The organism is Aquimarina mycalae, from assembly GCF_029906345.1.
Taxonomy (GTDB): domain Bacteria; phylum Bacteroidota; class Bacteroidia; order Flavobacteriales; family Flavobacteriaceae; genus Aquimarina.
The window spans coordinates 836008-859965 of sequence record NZ_JARYGY010000001.1 but is presented as its reverse complement, the minus strand read 5'-3'; the positions used below and the strand labels follow the sequence as shown (position 1 = coordinate 859965).

The following is a 23958-nucleotide window of genomic DNA, read 5'->3' as shown; positions in this document are numbered from 1 at the left end:
CTTTAAGTTTTTTTTAACAAAAATTTTATTATCTAATCTTTTTCTCTATATTTATGTGAAAGTTGTTTTACCCCATAGAAAAAAGAAGTATTCTTCTGCTTAATAAATAATGAACTACCTAATCTCTCAAGCTGTCGACTCGGATTTGACCTTAATGCAGCGTCTGTTTTATCAGACCGTTACTATTTATGGTTCCAAAATATTCACTAAATCTGAAGTAAAAATATATTCTAGATTAGCAGCGGATAAGAACTATTGGAAAGAAAAGTTTAAAAATGATTTTGTGTATAATGCAAAATTGAATGGAGAGATTATAGGCTCTTTTTTACTTAATAGAGATGGAGTGATAGAATATATTTTTGTGCACCAGAATTATCAGGGAAGAGGAATTGCTAAAAAGCTATATGCTGTCATGGAAGAAGTTGCAAAAGAGCACAATGTTAGTACACTTACAACTCAAATAAATGCTGTGACAAAAACTTTTTTTCGAAAAAATGGCTTTGAAATAATCGAAAATGTAGAAAAAGTTGTGGGAGGAGAAGAAGAGGTAAGTTATAGTGGTGTAAAAAAGCTTTAAAAATTTAATCGCAAAACCAGATTGGGCGTAGTGCCTAATCCTGATTCCGTTATTTGTTCTACGTCATTTTGATTTCTAATCGAATAGTAATTATTAATAGTATTGTTCTGGCCTAGAATATTCCAGAAAGAAATTCCAGCAAACCCTTTTATTTTTTTAGAAATATTGAATGAGTACGTAGAAGAAATATCTGTTCGGATATAATCATCCAGCCTTGAATTGTTTGGGGTCAAATAATTTATTCGGTTGTTTTCGATAGTATTATTAGGGTCTGGTAAGGTAGTAGGTTTCCCACTATGCCAATTTATACCACCTGAAATTTTTAGGTTTTTATATTGATAAGAAATAGCGAAATTTATGTTATGACGAATGTCGATATTATTTGGAAAATTCGTTTCACTTAAATTATTAAAGGTGTATTCATTATTAGCATAAGAATAACTTAACCATGTACTGAAACTTTTGAACCTTTTGTTGATCAAAAAATCAATACCAAAAACAGCGTAACTACCATGATCTCTTATAAACTCATATTGGTTCTGAAACCCTTGACTACGAGTTATGATCCCATCAACATCTTTATAGTAAAAATCGGTACTTATTAGCCAGTTATTATGGTTGTAGCTAATACCGATCGAAGCTTGTTTACTTTTAATTATAGGAATGTCATTGTCATTAGATAATACCCATCTTCGGTTTTCAATACCTAGAAAATCATTTTGAAGATCTATTATTTGAGAAGTCGCCTGACTTTTAATTTCTCCTAAAAACTCTAAAGTAAAATGATTAGTAAATCTTTTGTATGCACTAACTCTAGGTTCAAAATTGAATGTATCAAATTTTTCAAAATAATTTAGTCGAGCTCCTATATTGTAATATGTAGTGCTATTATTTGAACGGTACTCTAGTTCTGAGAATATTGAATGGGTGCGCACAACTTCTTTTGTAAAATCTCTAAAAGTAGGATTGTTTATATCCTGAAGATTGGATATACCAGTCTCATTAAACTGATATCCGTTTTTTAAATTAGTGTTAGCACCTGTTTTAAGAAGTGTATTTAATTTTAAGCCGCTTTCGAGAACATCATTCTCCTGTAATAGCCTTTGATTGTTTTGAATATCAGAGTTTATGGCCGTAAGCTTATAATTTGTGCCATATAGCAATAGTTCACTTTTAAAGAATTTGTTCCAATCTCGTTGATATAATATTCCTCCTACAATATTACTCTGTTTCGCACTACTTTCTCTAGAAATGTTGGATTGATTTATAGACGAATCTTCTTGAAAAACAAGGTTGTTTCGCATTACCAAAGCATTTACTTTGATGAGATCTTTTGGAGTGAATTGATATAACCAGCGTATACTTGCATCATAAAAAGAGAACTTTTCATCAGAACTATTCATATTGATTACTTCTGAGTTTTGAAATGCTTTATCAAAATATCGATCATAGGTTGGGGTTTCTATGATTTCATTTAAAGAGTGTCTCACTGCCAACTGAATGGATGACTTTTTGTTTAAAGGTGCATCTATATAACCATCTGCACTTATAAGATTTACACCAATACTTGCATCTATATTTTCATTGATCTCATTTGTTGTATTCATAGCGATTACACTAGATACACCTTCACCATACCTAGAACTCGAACCATTTTTAAATATTTGTACGTTTTTGGTTAAATATGGGTTGAATGCAGATATAAGACCAAAGAAATGACTGGATTGGTACATTTTTATTCCGTCCCAGAGTATAAGGTTTTGATCATTAGTTCCACCTCGTACATTGATGTCAGAAACCGTCTCGTTTACACTTAAAACACCAGGAAGTGCTTGAATCGTTTGCAGTAGATCAGGTTCAATAAGACCTGGTAGAATCCCAAAATTATTATAATTAACAGTAACTGAACCATCATTTCTTTTTTGTATTCCTTTAATCAAATAATCATTTAGGATAATCTCATTTAGAGATTCTACTTTTTGGGTGAGTATGATTTTTTTGCAAGGCTTTTCTTTAAAATCAAGTATTGGAATCCTAAGAGGCTTATATCCAATATATGTAATTATAATGATATCGTTAGGAGAATCTATTTTTATCCTAAATCTTCCTTCAGCATCCGATATGGTTCCATGATTGTTAGTTTTGATCGTCGCGTTAGGTATAATCTTATTGTTTAGGTCTAGTATCGTTCCACAGATTTCTTTGATTCTGTAACTTAATGTTATGGTATTATCTTTAAGAATGGTATAACGAAAGGGAGTTGTAGTTTCTAAATATAATATAGTCTCATCTAGTTCTGCTAATTCAGGTGGTTTAGGGATAGTAATGTCATTTAATTCTTGATCTACATATGAAAATCTGTATCCAAATTTTTTTTGAATATTTTTTAAAACTACTATAAGCGGATATGTATCTTTTCCTGTTTGTGCTTTTAGTGGAGAAAGAATGAAGGTCAATAGAATAATTGAAACGAGGATTTTGGTTTGAATCACTCTTTAAATAAAGTTACAGTTTTGTTATTAATCACATATTTCAAACGCATAGGTATCGTAATAGATTTTAACGCAGTTTGAATATCTGAATGTACAAAATTACCAGTAAAAAGTATAGTTTTATCAATGTTTTTAGTTGTAATAGTGACACCATATTGCCATTCTAATTCTTTTAAAACTTTTGAATAAGGCGTGCTATAAAATGAACTTCTATCATTGATCCAATGAGGTTCTTGGCGGTTTATTTTTTTCTCTTTGATAATTTTTGAAGATAACTCTAAGACATCTCCAGCTTTTAAATACTTGACTTGATTCCCAGTTGTTACACTTACAACTCCTTCGTAGCAGGTAACTTCAAAATAGTTACCTCTTTGCTTAATATTAAATTGAGTTCCTAAAACACTTACAATACCTGAACTCGTATGAACATCAAATTTTTTACCATCTGCAACTTTAAAAAAAGCTTCACCTGTTAGAGTAAGACTACGTTGGTTTGGCCAATTCTTTTTATTATACTCAATAGAAGAAAGTGCATTTAATATGGCAGTGGACGTATCGGGTAATTCAATAGTAGATTTTTCACTAGCAAGTGTGGTATAGGTTGTATTGTATTCTTTAAAAAAAGAAAAATATAACCCAATTCCAATTGCAAAAACTGCTGCAATACGAACTAAATTAGGTAAATAAGACCTTTTAAGAGGAACTGTTTTTTGAGGAACTAATTCTTTATATAGGGTTTGGTAGTGCTCGCTAGAATTATAATTAGGAGCCTTGAATTTTTTAGAGGCATCGGATATTTTAACATAAGAATCATAGGCGCTCAATTGCTCAAACGCCTCTGATTCCTGCTTAGTGAGTTGTTCATAGTTCAACCACTTTTTAATAATATCTTCCTTTTTCATAACAAGATTCTAATGTAATAACAATCTTATAGCTAAAACTCCTACCCAGTCTTTCCGTTTTTTTATATTCCTTCTATGTCTTTTCTTAATTTTTCGAGAGCTCCGTAAATTCTCTTTTCTACTGCCTTTCTAGAAATACCAAGTAATGCTGCAATCTCTTTATGCCGTTTGCCTTCAACTCTATTCATAAGAAAGGCTACTCGTTGAGATGCTGTTAAGTTACTTAGTGCTTTCTGATATTTGAGAAGGTATTCTTTTTCTTCTAGTATGAAATGTGGGTTTTCATTAGTGCGATCATTTGTGGGTATCTGCTGATATTTCAGTTTTACCTTATCATGTTTTATCTGGTTTAATGATAGATTGTTTGCTACTGTAAATAAAAAACTTTTTGATTTTTCTAAAGAAACTTTTTTACAATTATCCCACAATTTTATAAAGGCTTCTTGTACTTTGTCTTTTGGTTGTATATGTTCACCGTATTTATAATAGATAAAGTCATGTAGGTTTTTAGCGTGTTTTTTAAAAAGCTCTGAAAAAAGCTTTTCCTCACAAACGTTTTCGAATAAATCTTTGGGCATTAGGAGTTTTTTCTAAAAGTAAAAAAAAAAGAAGCTTAGTAGGAATTTGAATATTTTAATTGTTATAATAACAAACTAAATATAGATAAGTATTATGGGAAATCGTTTATGTTACGCTTTTGTTGTGATGATAGGTTTTGTTTTTTTTATGATTTCTTGTCAAAAAGAAGAAAGGCAATTGATAGATCCTAATATAGATACCACAATTCCTAAAGATTCTCAATTGGCCGATTTAATGCGTAGTATTGTTATCCATGATGGATCCTATGATGATGTAGTAGATGGAGGTAATTGTTATAGTATCAATTTACCTTACTCCATTATACGCAATAGTACCGAAGAGATTGAAATTAATCAAATATCTGATTATAATCAGTTAAATACTTCTGATAATATTCAAATACAGTTTCCGATTACTATCACCAAATCTGACCATACTGAAGAGATTGTAGAAGATTTAAACGCATTACAATCTTTAGCTATTGGTTGCGATATGGATGATCCAGATATTGAGTGCATTGATTTTGTGTACCCACTTCGTTTTTTGACTTTTAATTTTGATATTAACGTATTTGAGACTACCGAGGTTATTCATGATGCTGAGGTATTTGTATTTATGGAAAACCTGGAAGAAAGTACCGTGGTTAGTATAGATTTTCCTATTAGGTTATTACTTCATAATGGTGAATCTGTAGAAGCCACTCATAACGATGAGTTATTATCTAGAATTATTTCTTTTGCAAATTCTTGTGACGAAAATGATGGATGAAGACTTTTTGTTTAACATATTTGTTAAAATATTAAACAAAAAGTTAAAAAAATACTAAACTCATGATTTGGGGTAGCACTTTCCTTGTATGAGTTGTTTAATCACCGAACAATTAATCATAAAATTAAAACCAATGAAAATGAAAAATTTCCTCAAAAAAGCTTTTTTAGCACTATTTGTTATTTCTGTAGTTTCTTGTAGTGATGATGATGATACTGTATTCACACCAGACGTTATGACGATCGCTGATTTTGTTACAGATAATTCAGAGTATAGTTCTTTGTTGGCTGCATTGCAGAGAACTAATTTAGATGTTACACTGAACGGGACAGGTACCTTTACGGTATTCGCACCAAACAATGCTGCATTTGCAGAGTTTTTGGATGGAACTGCACTAGATGATGTTCCAGTAGAAACACTAGAACAAATATTATTAAATCATGTGTTAGGAACCACACAGATGTCTACGGATCTAACCACAGGATATGTGAAAAATTTAGCATCAGAAACCACAACAGGTGCTAATATAAGTATGTATATTAATACTGCAAGTGGAGTGGTTATTAACGGAGAATCTACAGTTATAGATCCTGATATAATGACCGATAATGGAGTTATTCATGCAGTAGATAAGGTGATTCCTTTACCAACAATGCTCACGTTTGTTGGTCTTGATAGTGACCTTTCCTCTTTAGCAGCAGTAGCAACTACAACTTCAGGATTTGATACCGATTTTGAAGCTGTGTTAAATGGGGCGGATAGCAATTTAACATTGTTGGCTCCAGATAATGACGCTTTTACAGCATTAGGAGATATCTCTGGCTTACCTGTGGCTGATTTAGAACAAATTTTATTAAATCATGTACTTGCAGGAGTTAATGTTTCTGCTTCATTAAGTACTGGTTATGGTAATACACTTGCTACATATGGTGATACTATGGCAAATTTGAGTATTTATATCAATACAGCAAGCGGAGTTTCTTTTAATGGGATATCTGATGTAGATGAAGCAGATATTGTAACTACGAATGGAGTTATTCATAAGGTTGGTACTGTAATCACATTACCTACTGTGGTTACTTTTGCTACAGCAGATGCAACTTTTAGCAGTTTGGTTGCAGCACTTACTAGAGATGATCAGTTAGATGAGAATTATGTTGCTACTTTAAGTACAGCAAATGGAACAGCTCCAGCACCTTTTACCGTATTTGCACCTACTGATGATGCTTTTGCGAGTTTATTGACTGAGTTAGGTGCCAGTTCTCTTGCGGATATTGCAGAAGCAACATTGACGGCTACGTTAAACCTCCATGTAGTGGCCGAAGCTAATGTTAGAGCAGAAGATTTAATGAGCGGCGTGGTAACAACTCTTGGAGGTGATATTACTGTCGATGCCATGAACACAACATTAACAGACGCTAATGACAGAGTAAGTAATATTATTGTGACTAATGTTCAAGCGGCTAATGGCGTGATTCACGCAATTGATAAAGTAATCCTTCCTGCATTATAAAAAAATGTTTAGTTAATTAAGAATTCAAGGCATTTGGTTATTCCTCCATTTCCCCCTTAAACCAAATGCTTTGGGTTTATAAATTATTGATTAGGATATTAAGAGTTAAGTGTTGTATTAGAGTTAGCCTACTCCTGGTACATTAAATGAGCTATTGAAACAGTAACTATACTTATAGTGCGCTTCAATAGCTTTTTTTATGTGTATTTTGAATGTAGCCTGCTGGTTAAATTACATCACATAATTAGATTCATCTTCCTTTTATTAATACACTTCAAATCATTAAATTTGCACCTGTCTACTAAAAAAGTAGATATTGAAAAACCCTAAGAAAGCATATGTTTGATAATTTAAGCGATAAGTTAGATAAGGCGTTACATATCCTAAAAGGCCATGGTCAAATTACCGAAGTAAATGTCGCTGAGACACTTAAGGAGGTTCGTAGAGCGTTGGTTGATGCTGATGTGAATTATAAAATAGCTAAAGATTTTACTGCAACAGTAAAAGAAAAAGCCTTAGGAGAGAACGTACTTAAGAGTCTTAAACCTGGTCAATTGATGGTGAAACTTGTTAAAGACGAGTTGACTGAATTGATGGGAGGAGAAGTTGCAGGAGTAAACCTATCAGGGAATCCATCTGTTATTTTGATGTCAGGTTTGCAAGGTTCAGGAAAAACAACCTTTTCTGGAAAATTAGCAAACTTTCTTAAAACCAAGAAAACAAAAAAACCTCTTTTGGTTGCTTGTGATGTGTACCGACCAGCTGCGATAGACCAGTTGCATGTGGTGGGTGATCAAATAAATGTCGAAGTTTTTAGTGATAAAGGAAATAGTGATCCTGTTGCAATAGCAAAAGCAGGTGTTGCCCATGCTAAAGCTAATGGATTTAATGTGGTTATTATAGATACCGCAGGTCGTTTGGCTGTTGATGAGGTTATGATGACCGAGATAGCCAATATCCATAAAGCTGTAACACCCGATGAAACTCTGTTTGTAGTGGATTCGATGACAGGACAAGATGCCGTAAATACTGCAAAAGCATTTAATGATGTTTTGAATTTTGATGGTGTTATCCTTACCAAATTAGATGGTGATACTAGAGGTGGAGCTGCTATTTCTATTAAATCTGTGGTTAATAAACCGATTAAGTTTATTGGTACTGGTGAAAAGATGGAAGCAATTGATGTCTTCTATCCTTCACGTATGGCAGATCGTATTTTGGGAATGGGAGATGTAGTTTCTCTTGTAGAAAGAGCTCAAGAGCAATTTGATGAAGAAGAAGCTAGAAAATTACAGAAAAAAATTGCCAAGAATCAATTTGGGTTTGATGATTTCCTGAAACAAATCCAACAGGTTAAGAAAATGGGTAATATGAAAGATCTTATTGGTATGATTCCAGGTGCTGGTAAGATGATGAAGAATGTAGATGTGGATGATGATGCTTTTAAGCATATCGAAGCAATTATTCATTCGATGACTCCAGACGAGAGAACAAAACCACAAATTATAAATGCTAGTAGAAAAAAACGTATAGGAAAAGGATCGGGAACATCTGTTCAGCAAGTAAATCAATTGCTAAAACAATTTGATCAGATGAGCAAGATGATGAAAATGATGCAAGGCGGTGGTGGAAAACGTATGATGCAGATGATGGGTAAAATGAAATAATAATTCCACATTATAATTTATAACACAAAGTAGGGGTCAAATATGGAAGTCTTAGACGGAAAAAAAGTAAGTAACGATATTAAAAATGAAATCGCTGTCGAAGTTCAGAAGATGAAGGATCGAGGCGAAAAAGTTCCACACCTCGCTGCAGTATTGGTGGGTAATGACGGAGCTAGTCTAACGTATGTTGGAAGTAAAGTAAGAGCATGCGAAAGAATAGGTTTTGAATCTACTTTGGTAAAAATGCCTAGTACTACCAGTGAAATTGAATTGCTTGCTAAGATTAAAGAACTTAATGAAGATAAGAGTATTGATGGGTTTATTGTTCAGTTACCATTGCCTCCACAAATCGATACACAAAAAGTACTATTAGCTGTTGATCCAGATAAAGATGTAGATGGATTTCATCCCATGAATTTTGGTAAAATGGCTTTGGATATGTCAACATTTATACCAGCGACTCCATTTGGTATTTTAGAATTATTAGAACGCTATAATGTGGATACTAAAGGAAAGCATACTGTTGTGATCGGTAGAAGTCATATTGTGGGTAGACCGATGAGTATTTTAATGGGAAGAAAGGGATGGCCAGGTAATTCTACGGTTACGCTTACTCATAGTCATACTAAAAATATTACGCAAATCATTTCTCAAGCTGATATTGTTATTTCGGCATTAGGAGTTCCTAATTTTTTAAAGGCCGAAATGGTTAAAGATGATGCAGTGATTATTGATGTAGGTATTACAAGAGTTGTAGATGATTCTAGAGAAAGAGGGTATAGAATTGTGGGTGATGTTGATTATGAAAATGTGAGTAAAAAAGCTTCGTTTATAACTCCAGTTCCAGGTGGAGTTGGTCCGATGACAATCGCAATGCTTCTTAAAAACACACTATTAGCTAGAGAAAGACATCGTAATAATAACTAATAGAAATATAAAATTAAAATTGTTTTAATAAATTAAAGAACCTTTAGAAAATCACTCTAAAGGTTTTTTTTGATATTGTTTTAAATACAGAAAAGCTATAATGTGGATGAGGATTTTGTTTTAGTTTTTATGCAACTGAATGTGTTTTTGAAAAGCTACCAAACGGGATGATTTGTTAATAATATTTAATTACACAGTTATGGATATATCGATAAAGATCAGAATATCATGGATGTTTCATAAAACTAAAAAGCATCAGCGTAGAAGCTGATGCTTTTTGTTTTTACATTTATTATTGGTGATAATAAAATATTTTTTATTTGTATTCTAAGCTATGCTTTGATAGTTTTTAGAATGCATTGAAATCTCCTGGTGTAATTTTATCTTCATCAGAAGTATTGTTACCATACTCTAATGTTCCGTTAGGAAGAAGATCTAGAGATAAGCTGTAAGAAGGAACATTAATACCTTGCTCAGTCTTAATAGTGTTATAGTTTAACACAGCTCCATCTTTTTCATATAAAGCGTTTTTTGTAAACGTTCCTTGACGTCTTCCATTCTTTGCTTCTGTTTCTTTCCATTCTTTACCATATGCAATAACACAGTAGTACTCTCCTTCAGGAATGTTTCTGATATACTGAGTTTGATTACTGTTAATAAATACGATTCTTACAGTTTCATCATCTTTCTCAGTTTTACCCATTTTGATAAGTTTAACAACAACGTCTGTGTTCTTACCTACTTCAATTTTAAGGTAGTTATCTAATTTGTATTCAAACTTTCCTTTGAATTTGCTAAATGATTTAGGAGTAGCACCAGACTTATATGTCTTTTTCTCCCAATTAGCAAATTTATCTTCTCTTGTTACTTTAGAAGGAGCAGCAGCGGCTCTATTACTATTACTTCCATTAGAAGCAGTCTTAGACTCTATAGGAGTAGAGGCTGTTCTTGTATTTCCTAAAGTTCTTTTGCTTGCTTCTTCCACAGCTCTTTGAGTTTCTGCTAACTCAGCAAGTCTTCTTCTTTCGGCAGCACTTTTACTTTGATTTGCAGCATCAGCTTCAGCAGCAGCAGCAGCAGCAGCAGCTTCAGCAGCTCTTTGTGCCTTTTCAGCATCTGCAATTGCTTTTCTTGCAGCTTCAGCAGCGGCAATTTTAGCTTCTTCAGCGGCTTTGATCGCTTGTTCTGCAGCGATTCTAGCAGCATTCTTTCTAGCTTCAGCAGCTTTAGCAATTCTTTCAGCTTCAGCAATACTACTATCTTCGGCTAATAAATTTGTTAATACAAATCCATTTCCGTTTTTGTACTGTACAGTACTCCATTCACCATATCCTGAGCTAATAACATATACTTGAGTTCCTTGAGGAATTTCTCCAATAATGTCAAAGTTTGCTCCTGGTCCAGTTCTTAATTCTAATTTGGCGGTAGACGTTAAGTATCGATCTAGAGACTCAATTTGAGCAAAAGAAGTCCCAGATGCCATCACCAATAGTAAAATAAATGTAAAAATTGATTTCATAATCTTTTCTGTGTTTACATAATTAAAATTCAAAAATAAAGCAGATTAGGGTTATTTGTAAAAGGTATTAACCTTTCTCGCTTTTTTATCCTTCCTTTAAATAATTTTTTAAAAGTTTTTATTCAAAAATTTCATTCTCAAAAAACATGCCAAACTTTTATGGGGGCATTTTGTTTTTTTTAACAAAGCTTATTTTTTTGCTAAAAATCATAGTTTTTTAAAGAACTTTTTTTAGTTTAAAATGTTGTTTTTCAGCTAGTTACAATTAATTTGCTTTAGTAATACTTCAAACTTGTTAATTAATTAACTGAGTTGAAAACTCTTAAACTATAAACAAAAGTAAGTTATTAATATGAAAAACACAACTTGTTTTGACTTTATTTGTATAAAAATTCACTTTTTTTTTGATCAATTTGTGTTTTTCAACGATTTTTTTGTGTATTACAACCGATTTGGGTTGTGTTTACAGGGCCTGTAGTCGGTTTGTAAAAAACAGAATATATTTTACTTTTTTTTCTACTTCTTACTGAATATTAGAGAATATTTTAGAAGTGTTTTTTTGCAATAATTTAACATTATTAATTATGCATGCATAGTATATTTTTCGAACACGAAAAGCAAACTTTTATTCAATGTTCTTTTATAGAACTTTGATAGTAAGATGTTTATGTAAGGGGTTTAATTTTGATAAGTGAGTTTTTAATAAAGTCTTAAGATGTTAAATAAATCTGAAAATTCAATAAAACAGGCTGCTTTATGTTGAATATACAGGGTGTTAATTTCCCCTATTTTTTATACGGATTATGTGTACGTCGGAAATAGATGACCATATTCTCAGTGTATGAAGTTAATGAGAATATGGTCGTTTATAGAGGTAATATGTAGGTGATTGTTGAGAAACTGAATTAATGGGTGTTTTGTATTAATTCAGGGAATTTTTTTTGAAAACGCCTTAATCTAGGTATCGAAACATTCTGAATGTATCTGTTGTATGGGTTTCTTTTTTCATAATCTTGATGATATCCTTCGGCTTTCCAAAATTTCTGAAACGGAAGTACTTCTGCGGCAATATGTCGGTTTAGGGTTTTGCCTAGTAAATCCTTCTTTTTTGTTATTATATTTTTTTGATCTTCATTCTGAAAGAATATGATAGATCGATATTGTGAACCTCTATCTGGTCCTTGACCGTTTATTTGCGAAGGGTTTTGCGATCCAAAGTATACGTCTACTAAAGTTGAGAAAGAAATAATACTTGGATCGTATAAAACTTCTACTGCTTCTGCGTGTCCTGTGCGACCAGTATTGCTGGATTCATAAGTAGGGTTTTTTGTGTGCCCTCCAGAATATCCTGAGGTTACTTCTTTTACTCCTTTTACACTTTCATATATGGCTTCAACACACCAAAAACAGCCACTAGCAAAATATGCTCGGTCTAATCCATTAATTGATTCAGTTTGAACTGGTTTTATGTTTTTTTGCTGTGATGTGGAATTCTCTTTAGTATGAGTTTGACTATTGCCTTGGCAACTAGTTAATAAAAATGAAATACTAAATATGCAATATAATATGGTCTTCATAATGAATTGTTTTTTTGTAGATCAATAGTCTTGATTTGGGTACAAACCTTTCAACTTAAAAAGTTTTTTGAATCTAAAATTACTAATATATAGGTGTTAGATCTGTGTTAATTGGTAAAAAAAAACGGCTACCAAAATATGGCAGCCGTTACCTATATATTATATGGTATGTATTTATCCGTTCATTGAAATAAGAAACTCGTCATTATTTCTTGTTTGTTTAAAACGATCGTTAATGAATTCCATAGCTTCTACAGGGTTCATGTCTGCAAGATATTTACGCATTACCCACATTCTTTGAATAGTGGTTTCATCTAGCAAAATATCATCACGTCTTGTACTTGAAGATGTAAGGTCAATGGCAGGGAATATTCTACGATTAGAAATTTTACGATCTAATTGTAATTCCATATTACCTGTTCCTTTGAATTCCTCAAAAATAACTTCATCCATTTTAGAGCCTGTTTCTGTTAATGCAGTTGCAATAATAGTTAACGAACCTCCATTTTCAATATTACGTGCGGCACCAAAGAAACGTTTCGGTTTGTGTAGTGCGTTAGCATCTACACCACCACTAAGAATCTTACCAGAAGCAGGTTGTACGGTATTGTATGCTCTTGCTAAACGTGTAATAGAATCTAATAGAATCACTACATCATGACCACACTCTACCAATCGCTTTGCTTTTTCTAATACAATATTTGCTATTTTAACGTGCTCATGAGCTTCTTTGTCAAAAGTTGATGCTATAACTTCTCCACGCACATTACGTTGCATATCTGTAACCTCTTCTGGGCGTTCATCAATAAGTAAAATCATTTGATAAACTTCTGGATGGTTCGCGGCGATAGCATTTGCTACGTCTTTAAGTAGCATAGTTTTACCAGTCTTAGGTTGTGATACAATCATACCACGTTGTCCTTTACCTATTGGAGAAAACAAGTCCATTATTCTTGTAGAGATGGTGCTTTGTCTCTCTGCTAATTTGAATTTTTCCTGAGGGAAAAGTGGAGTAAGATGCTCAAAAGAAACTCTATCTCTCACTACTTGTGGGTCAAGTCCGTTAATTTTATTTACCTTAATTAATGGGAAATACTTTTCACCTTCTTTAGGAGGTCTTACTTGTCCAAGTACTGTGTCACCCGTCTTAAGTCCAAAAAGTCTAATTTGCGATTGAGATACATATATGTCATCTGGTGAAGAAAGATAGTTATAGTCACTAGATCTTAAAAAACCATATCCATCTTGCATAATGTCTAATACTCCTTCACTTTGGATAATAGCATCGAATTCGTAATCAGGTTCTTTATATCTATTTCTGTTGTCTCTATTTCCGTTATCCCTATTTCCGTTATTTTCTTTTTTATTGTTACGGTTTTTGTTTTGGGATTTATCGTTATTCCTGTTACGATTGTCTTTTCTTTCTTCCTTTTTTTCCTCTTGTTTTTTCTGAGGCTTTTTGTTTTCGTTAGTTCCTTCAGTTTTAGCTGGTTTAGCTTCTCTGGGTTCTTGTTTGGAAGGGGTGTTTTTTTCTACAGGTGCTTTTGCCTCGTTTTTATGAGTGGGGTTTGACGGGTTTTGTGTTTTTTTCGTTCGAGGTCTCTTTTGACGAGGGTTTGGTTTTTGCGGAGCAGTTTCGGCTTTCGCAGATGATTCCTCGGTAATAACCTCTTTTACTTTACTAGGGTTTGCTGCTTGGTAATCAAGTATTTGATAGACCAAGTCTAATTTTTTCATGGTGCGAAATTTAGGTACATTTAAATTTTTCGCAATTTCCTGTAGCTCAGGAAGCTTTTTCGCTTTTAATTCAGAAATCTCTAACATTTAAATTTGTTATATAATTTAAGTTCTGGTATTAAATTTTCTAAAGAAGAATTCTAGGAAAATTTTATTTTGAAGGTAAGTAACCTAAATAGAATGGGTTACATCATTTGTGATGCAAGTATACGACTTTATTTTTGATTTTTTACACATAATTATAAAAAGAAACTCTTATTTTTGCTTTTCCAAAAGAAGTAGGGGCAATGATACAAAGAATCCAAACAATTTATCTGTTTTTAGTAATGGCACTTTCGGGTGGCGTTTCTACCATATTACCATATGGACTTGATCAAAATGGAGAAACTTTGTTACCCCAAAACAATTTTTTGGTATTAGGAATGTTTGCTGGGTCTGCTGTATTGGCTTTGGCAAGTATTTTTTTGTTTAAAAATAGAAAGCTTCAATTTGTATTGGGGCGTATCAATATCTTATTAAACTTTATTTTACTAGGAGTATTTGTTTATTGGTCACTAACATTATCTGGAGAGACTGAAGTTTCGGAGAAAGGTATTGGGATGTTGATTCCTGTTATTTCTATCGTTTTATTAGTGATGGCCAACAAGGCTATTAGAAAGGATGAAAATCTCGTAAAATCTGTAGATCGATTACGATAAACCTAAAATCTTAGTAGTATTAGTGCGTTAAGACTCGAAGTATGCCAACTTCGAGTCTTATTTTTTTCCTAACTCAATAACTTCTAGGTTTTCAATGTTGCCTTTGTCTAATGTAAATCTTAGCATGGTTCTTACTTTATGAAATCCGTGCTTTCCTGCAGCTCCAGGATTCATATGTAGTAATCCGTTCTTATTGTCTGGTATTACTTTTAAAATATGAGAGTGTCCACAGATAAATAATTTAGGAGGATTTTTTCTGATTTCATCTCTAGTATTTACATTATATTTAGGAGGGTATCCTCCAATATGTGTAATCCATACAGAAACACCTTCACAGGTAAATCTTTGATGTAAAGGAAAACTAACTCTTGCCTTGTCATTATCAATGTTTCCATAAACACAGCGTAGTGGTTTTAATGCTTCTATAGCATCCGTAACTTTTAAGTCTCCTATATCTCCTGCATGCCAAACTTCGTCAGCTTCTTTTACATAATGTAATATTCGATCGTCAATATAGCTATGTGTGTCACTTAGGAGCAGTATTTTTTTCAAAACTGGTAGATAAGAATGATTTATGATATTATAAGCAAACCGAAATTAAACAATACTATACATATATATTATATGAAGTATATTTGCGCTCAGATTTTGAACAAAAATAGGATAAAGCGTTGAGATATTTTTTAGAACTTTCATATAATGGTACTCCATATCATGGATGGCAACGCCAACCCAATGCTATCACGGTGCAAGAGGTTTTAGAAAAATCTTTGTCCATTTTGTTAAGGGTCAAAACAGATGTGGTTGGAGCAGGAAGAACAGATACAGGAGTTCATGCAAAGCAAATTATGGCTCATTTTGATAGTGAGGAAGTTTTGGATGTTGTTCAGTTTAAATATAAACTTAATTCAATTCTTCCTTCAGAAATTGCTATTCAAAAAATTGATAAGGTGCAAGAAGATGCGCATGCTCGTTTTGATGCCATAAGTAGGTCTTATGAATATATAATTACCCTATCCAAGAATCCTTTTAAAATCCATAACGCCTATTTTGTAAAGAAAGAATTGGATGTGGATCTGATGAATGAAGCTGCTAAAATACTGTTAAACTATACCAGTTTTAAATGTTTTAGTAAGTCTAAAACCGATGTAAAAACGTATAATTGTAATATCACAGAAGCTATTTGGGAAATGAATGGTGATGTGTTGGTTTTTAGGATTTCTGCAAATCGCTTTCTTAGAAATATGGTGAGAGCTATTGTTGGCACGCTACTAGAAATCGGCGAGCATAAACTAAATCTTAATGACTTAATAGATATAATTCATAGCGAAGATCGTAGTAAAGCGGGATATTCTGTGCCAGCACATGGTTTATATTTAACAGAAGTCCAGTATCCAAAGACAATTTATCTTACTTAAATATGGCAGAAAAAAGCGGTAAAGCATTTGATTTTAAATTGTTTCGTAGGTTGATTGGTTATACTAATCCTTATCGAATTACCTTTTATTTTGTGAGCTTGTCTGCAATATTATTATCTGCCCTTGCTATATTAAGACCTCTTTTATTACAGCAAGCCATTGATAAAAGCTTTATTCCTAAAGATGGAGAACTGATTGTATATTATATCAGTTTGATGCTTGGAGTACTGGTTTTGGAGGTGATTTTTCAATTCTTATTTATATATTTTGCGAATTGGTTAGGTCAGGAAGTGATTAGGGATCTTAGGGTAGATCTCTTTGATCATATGTTAGGTTTTAAGAAACAATACTATGATAAATCAGCCGTAGGAAGGCTGGTTACACGAGCGGTTAGTGATATAGAAACTATTGCTAGTATTTTTAGTCAGGGACTTTTTGTGATTATAAGTGACTTATTAAAAATGTTCGTTATCCTGTGTTTTATGTTGTATTACAGCTGGCAACTTACTTTGATTGTATTGGCTGTGTTACCCTTTATAATATTTGCAACCAGGGTTTTTCAGAAAAAAATGAAAACGGCCTTCGAAGAGGTTAGAACTCAGGTTTCTAATTTGAATTCTTTTGTACAAGAACGAATTACTGGAATGAAAATCGTTCAGTTGTTTACAAGAGAAGAGGCTGAGTATTCAAGTTTTGAAGAAATCAATGAGAAACATAAAAAGGGTTGGATTAAAACAGTATGGTATAATTCTATATTTTTTCCAATTGCAGAAATGTCTACATCCATAACTATTGGACTTATTGTTTGGTTTGGAGGATTGAGAGCAGCGCAAGGCGATGTTATCACTCTTGGCGAAGTAATTGCATTTATAGAATTATCGCAAATGCTTTTTAGGCCTTTACGTCAGATTGCAGATAAATTTAATACGTTGCAAATGGGTATGGTTGCGGCTAATAGAGTATTTGCTGTTTTGGATACAGATTCAAGGATTGATAATAGTGGTGTTTTAGAACTTACAACTGCCAAGGGTGATATTGATTTTGAGACAGTAAGATTTAGTTATGTAGAGGGAGAAGAAGTCTTAAAAGGAGTTTCGTTTTCTGTAAAGGCGGGAGAAACAATTGCACTAGTTGGAGCTACAGGTGCTGGTAAATCTACAATAATTAACTTATTAAATAGATTTTATGAAATTGATAGCGGTGCTATTCTTATTGATGGCGAAACTATCAACAAAATAAACCTTACTTCATTAAGAAGTCATATAGCAGTGGTGTTGCAAGATGTGTTTTTGTTTGCAGATACGATTCTTAATAATATTACTCTTAATAATGAGAATATTACAGAAGAACAGGTTCATAAAGCTGCTAAAGAAATTGGGATTCACGATTTTATTTCAAGTCTTCCAGATGGGTATCATTACAATGTAAAAGAGCGAGGAGTCATGCTTTCTTCAGGGCAACGTCAATTAATATCTTTTTTGCGAGCTTACGTAACTAATCCAGAAATCTTAGTTTTGGATGAGGCTACCTCTTCAATTGATTCACATAGTGAACAGTTGATACAGGATGCTACCGATAAAATTACAGAAGGAAGAACTTCGATTGTTATCGCCCATAGATTAGCGACCATTAAAAATGCAGATAAGATTATTGTAATGGACAATGGTATGGTCGTAGAACAAGGTAACCATAATGAATTATTAGAAATTCAGGATGGGTTCTATAAAAACTTATATGACGTTCAGTTTAGTGAACTAAAAGGAGTTTAATTTAAGAAACCATTTTCTTTTAAGAATTTTGATGATAAAGCATAAATTATTGCTATTCCGATCATAATCAATATAACTAACATCCATCCGAATATTCCTTTAATTATTACTTTTCTATAACTAATTAAGTATAAATTCTTAAATAAGAAAATCGCATAGATTAGTTGAATTAGTAGGAAAACAATGCTGCTTTCTTCTATATAATCTCCAAAACTAAAACTAATTATATAAGGTATAAAGGTTAATATTGTCAGGTGAGAAGTGAGATAGGAGTTGATGACAATATGTTCTGTAAAATTATATTTTTTGTATTTTCTAAATATAAATCGGGATATGATTGCATAGAAAGGAATTAAAACAAAATACCCCAAAGTGGGGAACTTTTCTGTGACTTCAATAAATAACTGAATAATCTTTGAGGATTCATCATGTTTTTCAGGTTCTGACGCGATATCAAAACCTCTTTCTTTTATAAAAGCCAGTATTGCTGATAATGTAACAGATAGTAAAAAGTAGGATGCTACGTTTAAGTATTTCTTTCTTAAACCATTAATATATCCATCGATTACCGTATGAGGTTTTATCGTTAAATCTTTAACCGTTTTAACAAAGGTGTTATCTACATTAAGATATACTTCGCTTATTTCAGCAATTAGGTTTTTAAAAGTAATACGTTTAGTAATTTTTTTTGCTCCACAATTAGAACAAAAATTCACATCTTTTATATTGTATCCGCAATTTTTACAATTACTAACTACAATTATTTTTTTTATCATATTACCGTATTAGATATTTTTTTTAATCCTGTTTTTAAGAATTATCATTTGGAAGGCGGTATTGCAGAATAATTACTTGTTTGGTATAAGGCCCATTTTTGCCATAATAATGCCAGTAACAATTGAGAAAATAATAAACAAAATACTCATGATTAATAAGAATAATAATGTTTTTAATAAGATTTTTTTTAAACTAATATTATAAAGACTTGAAAGAACGTAAGCGATGTAAATTATAGAAACAGGAAATTGAATCCAAAGAATCAAGAATATATTTTTTACAATCAAAAGTAATGGTAAAGTAATAAAACTTATAACCATAGTGATATGTGAATACGCATATAAATGGATGACAAAATGTTCCGTTAGATTATATTTTTTATAATTTAAGAATACGAGTCTCGATATTAAAGCCAAAAGCGGAATCGTTAAAAATGAGATCAGAGATTGATATTCAAAAGATATATCTGAAGCTATTTTGGAGACTTCAATTTGATTAACATTAGTAAAAACATTTGAGAAAATTACGTCTTTGTATTTCCCTAATACGAAGCTATATAAACTGGCAATTGTCAAAGAGATAGCAAAGTAACTGAATACATTTATGTATCTTTTTCTGAGGCCATTAATAAATCCATCAATCACTTCTTTTGGTTTTGTGAATAAATGGATAAATGTTCTAATGAATGAATTGTCAAGATTAAGAAAGCGATCACTAAATTCTTGAGTCAAGTTTTTGAAAGTTATTCGATTAGTGATTTTTTTTGCGCCACAATCGGGACAAAAACTGTAATAATCAATTTGATAACCACAATTTTTACAAAAATTGGTTTTTGTCAGGTTATTACTCATTATATGAGATCTCTTTTTATCCTTTCTATTAACTCTTCAGGCGTTTTAAATATAACAAACTCTCCATTTTTTATATAAGACATCTGACCAGTTTCTTCACTTACAATAAGCGCCAAAGCATCTGTTTTTTCTGTAATACCAATAGCGGCTCGATGTCGTAAGCCAAAACGCAAAGGAATATCTCGGTCATTGCTTACTGGAAGAATCACACGTGTGGCTACAATTCTATTATCTTCTATAATCATGGCACCATCATGTAATGGACTGTTTTTATAAAAAATACTTTCTATAATTGGGGTTTTGACCAAAATATCAAGCTCATCTCCAGAAGTTTTTACGAAGTCTAAAGAAGTATTTCTTTTGATCACAATTAATGCTCCAGTAAAAGTGTCTCCCATTTTTTCACAGGCCTTAACAATAGCATGGATATCTGTTAGACTGTCTTCTGGAGTATCTCTGATAAACTTTAATTGTCTTAAGAATTTGCGTCTTCTTCCAAAATTAGTGGAACCAATCATTAATAGAAATTTCCGTATTTCTTGTTGGAAAACAACAATTAGCGCAAACATTCCTACTCCTATAAATTCACCCAGTACACTACTAAGCATTTCCATGGCAAGGAATTGTGTTAGTTTCCAAACCAAATAAATCATTACAATACCAATGAAAATATTGATAGCCGCTGTCCCTTTTACTAACTTATAGATATAGTAGAGTAAGAGGGCTACTAATACAATATCCAGTACGTCTAATATTCTGAGGTTGATTAAATCCAAATGCGGTCTTTTTGTAAAAATAGAAAAATTAGTGAAACTCTGATTTGAAAAGCATTAAAAAGCATATTCTAATTACGTAGATTAAACAGTGATATTGTGTTTTAAAACATAATATTTTAGAGATGCTGTCAAGCTTCAGTATACTTTTGTATAAGTGTAATGCACTCTACGGCTTCTTTTACATCATGTACTCTTAGTATAGAAGCTCCTTTTATCAAAGCAATCGTGTTCAGAGCAGTAGTCCCGTTAAGGGATTCAGATGGCGTATTATTAAGAGATTTGTATATCATGGATTTTCTCGAAATTCCTGCCAATATTGGTAAGCCTTGCAATTTTAATGTATCCAGTTTTTTAAGAAGTTCGAAGTTTTGATTTACGTTTTTTGCAAAACCAAAACCAGGATCAATAACAATGTCATTGACACCTTTTTTTCGAGCTTCTGCAATTTTTTCTGAGAAATAAATTTGGATTTCATGAATTAGATTAACATATTGATCCAACGTTTTCATGGTTTGTGGCGTTCCCTTCATGTGCATCATGATATAAGGAACTTTAAGCATTCCAATAGTAGTAATCATATCTTTGTCTAAACTGCCTGCAGATATGTCATTAATTATTGCGGCTCCTGCTTGGATACAGTTTTTGGCAATTTCACTTCTAAAAGTATCTATGGATAATATGGTGTTTGGAAACTTAGAAAGCACTAATTCGATAATGGGTAGAATCCTGTTTTTTTCTTCATCTTCCGAAATATGATTAGCTCCTGGTCTTGAAGAATAAGCTCCAAGATCTATAAAAGTAGCCCCTTCAATAAGCATTTTTTCTACCTGCTCCAAGATTTGTATTTCACTTTTATACTTTCCTCCGTCATAAAACGAATCTGGCGTAAGATTTAGAATTCCCATTACTTTTGGAGAGGATAAATCGATCAAAGAACCTTTGCAATTGATAGTCATATAAGGGATTGTTCTATTTTTTGATGTTTATTTGGTATAATTGCCATATTAAAGCGAAATTTACGCAAAATTCAACAGTTATATGCAAGATACATCTATACAATATGACGCGGTAATTAATAAATGTCGTGATTTGTTTGTCAAAAAGATGAAGGATTATGGAAGTGCATGGAGAATCCTGCGATTACCATCATTAACAGATCAAATTTTTATCAAAGCACAACGTATTCGAGGTTTACAAGAAAACGCAGTAAGAAAAGTAGATGAAGGTGAGGTTTCTGAGTTTATCGGGATTATAAATTATAGCCTTATGGCGTTAATCCAACTAGAAAAAGGAATTGCAGAACAACCAGATTTGTCTACAGAAGTGGCAACTAAGTTATATGATGAGCATATAAATATCACCAAAACTTTAATGATGAATAAAAATCATGATTATGGTGAGGCTTGGCGTGATATGAGAGTTAGTTCATTGACTGATTTAATTATCCAGAAGTTATTACGCGTAAAGCAAATTGAAGATAATAAAGGAAAAACATTGGTTAGTGAGGGAATTGATGCTAATTATCAGGATATGATTAATTATGCAGTTTTTGCTATGATTCATTTAGGGGAAGCTAATTGATGTGAGGATTTTATAAAATACTGTTAAACTAAAAGTAACAAGATGTAAACCTATTATCTTGTTCAAAATAAATTAATATTACCATTTAAAGATGAAAATACTTGTTGGTTTTTCCAGAATATTTGTAGCAGCTCTTTTTTTGTTTTCGGGATTTATAAAGCTTAATGATCCATTGGGATTCTCGTATAAGCTTCAAGAATATTTTAGTGAAGGAGTGCTAAATATGGAGTTCTTAATTCCGTTTGCATTGTTGATTGCTGTTTTTTTAGTGATTTTTGAGATCATTGTAGGAGTAACACTTTTATTAGGGTATTTACCCAAATTTACAGTGTGGTCTTTATTAGGAATGATCGTGTTTTTTACATTCCTCACCTTTTACTCAGCATATTTTAATAAAGTTACGGATTGTGGTTGTTTTGGTGATGCGTTGCCGTTAACACCTTGGGAATCGTTTACAAAAGATGTAATTTTATTAGTTCTGATATTAGTGTTGTTCTTCGGAAGAAAATATATAACACCTATTTTACCTGCAACATCTCATAAATGGATTGTTTTTATTTGCTTTACGGCCTGTTTAGGATTTGCATATCATGTATTAATGCATTTACCGACTTTTGATTTTAGAGCCTATAAAATAGGAACCAATATAGAAGAAGGAATGTCGGTTCCAGAAGGTGCTCCTGAAGCTGAATTTGAATATTTTTGGAAATTCGAAGTAGATGGTCAAGAAGAAATAATCAAAACTAGTGGAGATTATCCAAAGGTTGATGGTAAGTATATTGGTGTAGAAACTAAAATGATTAATGAAGGTTATATTCCACCAATCCATGATTTTGCAATAGAAAAAGACGGTCAGGATTTTACGGCAGAATATTTAGAAAAAGAAAACCTAGTCCTTATCGTTATGTATAATTTGTCCAAAAGTGAAGGAGAAGGGATGAGTGCAATTAAAGGATTAACAGATAAAGCGCTATCACAAGGATATGATGTAATAGGTCTTACAGCTTCTTCTCCCAAAGATATTTCTCAGAAAAAAGAACAATTTAATCTGAATTTTGAATTTTATAGTACAGATGAAACCGCATTAAAAACAATACTGAGATCTAATCCTGGAATTGTAACATTAAATAAAGGTACTATTACCGAAAAACTACACTGGAATGATGCTGATAAGTTGGTTTTAGAAAAAGTAGAAAGATCAGAACCGAAGATTAACGAAAAACTAAAGGCTCAGTTAGATAGTGTTGCTAAATTGGATCAGAAGTTTAGGCGTTTAATGATGGTAAAATCGGAGACAGAACGTGATAGTATTGCGGCATTAGTAGGTGCAACAAAAGAAGAAGCTTCTGGAGATTTATGGAAACAGCAAAGTATTATTGATTCTACTAACACAGTGTTTATAGAGCAAGTGTTCAAGAAATATGGATACCCTGGTAAATCACTCGTAGGAGAACCTACAAATACTGCAGCTTGGTATGTAATACAGCATTCTGATAAAATTGATCAATATCTTCCAATAATTAAAGAAGCAGGAAAAAAAGATGAAATTCCTTTTAGATTAGTGGCTATGATGGAAGATCGATATCTAATGCATAATGGTAAAGAGCAAATTTATGGTACTCAGGGAACCACATTGAATTACAATTCTGATAACCCAATACAGATAATTTGGCCAATAAAAGATGAAGAAACTGTAAATCAACGACGAACAGATGCAGGATATGATGATACCGTTGAAGAGTATGCTAAAAGATTATATGGAGATGATTTTGAATATAAGGCATATACGTTGGAAGAAGTAGAAAAACTGAAGGAAAAATCAAATTAAAG

General features: G+C 32.3%; 21 protein-coding genes. 10 read left to right on the top strand and 11 right to left on the bottom strand.

What is annotated here, in order from left to right; translation table 11 throughout:
* Positions 1–109: 109 nt before the first annotated feature.
* On the top strand, positions 110–577 hold the full coding sequence (locus QBK95_RS03785) for a GNAT family N-acetyltransferase (protein ID WP_280930708.1): 468 nt from the start codon (positions 110–112) through the stop codon (positions 575–577).
* On the opposite strand, the gene QBK95_RS03780 is transcribed toward QBK95_RS03785, so the two are convergent.
* The 3 genes from QBK95_RS03780 to QBK95_RS03770 form a co-directional block, all read right to left on the bottom strand.
* Positions 574–3069, bottom strand: coding sequence for a TonB-dependent receptor plug domain-containing protein (locus tag QBK95_RS03780; protein ID WP_280930706.1), 2496 nt, complete (start codon positions 3067–3069; stop codon positions 574–576). The two genes, QBK95_RS03785 and QBK95_RS03780, sit on opposite strands and share 4 nt — an antisense overlap.
* Positions 3066–3971 (bottom strand): FecR family protein, encoded by a 906-nt coding sequence (locus tag QBK95_RS03775; protein ID WP_280930704.1) that lies wholly within the window; start codon positions 3969–3971, stop codon positions 3066–3068. The genes QBK95_RS03780 and QBK95_RS03775 overlap by 4 nt, the downstream gene beginning before the upstream one ends.
* 62 nt (positions 3972–4033) lie before the next feature.
* Positions 4034–4549 (bottom strand): RNA polymerase sigma factor, encoded by a 516-nt coding sequence (locus QBK95_RS03770; RefSeq protein WP_280930703.1) that lies wholly within the window; start codon positions 4547–4549, stop codon positions 4034–4036.
* A gap of 94 nt (positions 4550–4643) precedes the next feature.
* On the opposite strand from QBK95_RS03770, the gene QBK95_RS03765 reads away from it, so the two are divergent.
* The 4 genes from QBK95_RS03765 to QBK95_RS03750 all read left to right on the top strand — a co-directional run bounded on the left by QBK95_RS03765 (position 4644) and on the right by QBK95_RS03750 (position 9425).
* A complete protein-coding gene (locus QBK95_RS03765) occupies positions 4644–5318 on the top strand; it encodes a hypothetical protein (RefSeq protein WP_280930700.1) in 675 nt (224 codons plus the stop codon).
* Positions 5319–5457: 139 nt separating this feature from the next.
* Positions 5458–6831: a fasciclin domain-containing protein gene (locus tag QBK95_RS03760; protein WP_280930699.1), complete on the top strand. Its 1374-nt coding sequence runs from the start codon at positions 5458–5460 to the stop codon at positions 6829–6831.
* Between the two features lie 338 nt (positions 6832–7169).
* The gene (gene ffh, locus QBK95_RS03755) at positions 7170–8498 is read left to right on the top strand and encodes a signal recognition particle protein (protein WP_280930697.1); all 1329 of its coding nucleotides are present in this window, start codon (positions 7170–7172) and stop codon (positions 8496–8498) included.
* 42 nt (positions 8499–8540) lie between these two features.
* Positions 8541–9425, top strand: a complete 885-nt coding sequence (locus QBK95_RS03750; RefSeq protein ID WP_280930696.1) for a bifunctional 5,10-methylenetetrahydrofolate dehydrogenase/5,10-methenyltetrahydrofolate cyclohydrolase — start codon at positions 8541–8543, stop codon at positions 9423–9425.
* A 349-nt stretch (positions 9426–9774) separates the two neighbouring features.
* On the opposite strand, the gene QBK95_RS03745 is transcribed toward QBK95_RS03750, so the two are convergent.
* The 3 genes from QBK95_RS03745 to rho form a co-directional block, all read right to left on the bottom strand.
* Positions 9775–10944: an SH3 domain-containing protein gene (locus QBK95_RS03745; protein WP_280930694.1), complete on the bottom strand. Its 1170-nt coding sequence runs from the start codon at positions 10942–10944 to the stop codon at positions 9775–9777.
* 905 nt (positions 10945–11849) lie between these two features.
* The gene (gene msrA / locus QBK95_RS03740; protein WP_280930692.1) at positions 11850–12521 is read right to left on the bottom strand and encodes a peptide-methionine (S)-S-oxide reductase MsrA; all 672 of its coding nucleotides are present in this window, start codon (positions 12519–12521) and stop codon (positions 11850–11852) included.
* Positions 12522–12695: 174 nt separating this feature from the next.
* Positions 12696–14345, bottom strand: a complete 1650-nt coding sequence (gene rho, locus QBK95_RS03735) for a transcription termination factor Rho (RefSeq protein ID WP_280930690.1) — start codon at positions 14343–14345, stop codon at positions 12696–12698.
* A 200-nt stretch (positions 14346–14545) separates the two neighbouring features.
* On the opposite strand from rho, the gene QBK95_RS03730 reads away from it, so the two are divergent.
* Positions 14546–14956: a DUF4293 domain-containing protein gene (locus tag QBK95_RS03730; protein WP_280930688.1), complete on the top strand. Its 411-nt coding sequence runs from the start codon at positions 14546–14548 to the stop codon at positions 14954–14956.
* A 57-nt stretch (positions 14957–15013) separates the two neighbouring features.
* Here the strand turns inward: QBK95_RS03730 and QBK95_RS03725 are convergent, their stop codons facing one another.
* Positions 15014–15508, bottom strand: coding sequence for a metallophosphoesterase family protein (locus QBK95_RS03725; RefSeq protein WP_280930686.1), 495 nt, complete (start codon positions 15506–15508; stop codon positions 15014–15016).
* A gap of 119 nt (positions 15509–15627) precedes the next feature.
* Between QBK95_RS03725 and truA the strand changes: the two genes are divergently transcribed.
* Both truA and QBK95_RS03715 read left to right on the top strand, forming a co-directional pair.
* A complete protein-coding gene (gene truA / locus QBK95_RS03720) occupies positions 15628–16374 on the top strand; it encodes a tRNA pseudouridine(38-40) synthase TruA (protein WP_280930684.1) in 747 nt (248 codons plus the stop codon).
* Between the two features lie 2 nt (positions 16375–16376).
* Entirely contained in the window at positions 16377–18143 is a 1767-nt protein-coding gene (locus QBK95_RS03715) for an ABC transporter ATP-binding protein (RefSeq protein WP_280930682.1), read from the top strand.
* On the opposite strand, the gene QBK95_RS03710 is transcribed toward QBK95_RS03715, so the two are convergent.
* The 4 genes from QBK95_RS03710 to folP all read right to left on the bottom strand — a co-directional run bounded on the left by QBK95_RS03710 (position 18140) and on the right by folP (position 21503).
* Positions 18140–18919, bottom strand: coding sequence for a DUF3667 domain-containing protein (locus QBK95_RS03710; RefSeq protein WP_280930680.1), 780 nt, complete (start codon positions 18917–18919; stop codon positions 18140–18142). The genes QBK95_RS03715 and QBK95_RS03710 overlap by 4 nt on opposite strands.
* Before the next feature lie 72 nt (positions 18920–18991).
* A complete protein-coding gene (locus QBK95_RS03705; protein ID WP_280930677.1) occupies positions 18992–19771 on the bottom strand; it encodes a DUF3667 domain-containing protein in 780 nt (259 codons plus the stop codon).
* Positions 19771–20547: a diadenylate cyclase gene (locus tag QBK95_RS03700; RefSeq protein WP_280930675.1), complete on the bottom strand. Its 777-nt coding sequence runs from the start codon at positions 20545–20547 to the stop codon at positions 19771–19773. Before QBK95_RS03700 ends, QBK95_RS03705 begins: the two co-directional genes overlap by 1 nt.
* 128 nt (positions 20548–20675) lie before the next feature.
* Entirely contained in the window at positions 20676–21503 is an 828-nt protein-coding gene (gene folP, locus QBK95_RS03695; protein WP_280930673.1) for a dihydropteroate synthase, read from the bottom strand.
* Positions 21504–21585: 82 nt separating this feature from the next.
* Between folP and QBK95_RS03690 the strand changes: the two genes are divergently transcribed.
* Together QBK95_RS03690 and QBK95_RS03685 are read left to right on the top strand one after the other, a co-directional pair.
* Positions 21586–22128 (top strand): DUF1599 domain-containing protein, encoded by a 543-nt coding sequence (locus QBK95_RS03690; protein ID WP_280930671.1) that lies wholly within the window; start codon positions 21586–21588, stop codon positions 22126–22128.
* A gap of 91 nt (positions 22129–22219) precedes the next feature.
* Entirely contained in the window at positions 22220–23956 is a 1737-nt protein-coding gene (locus QBK95_RS03685; RefSeq protein WP_280930669.1) for a BT_3928 family protein, read from the top strand.
* The last annotated feature ends 2 nt before the right edge of the window (positions 23957–23958 follow it).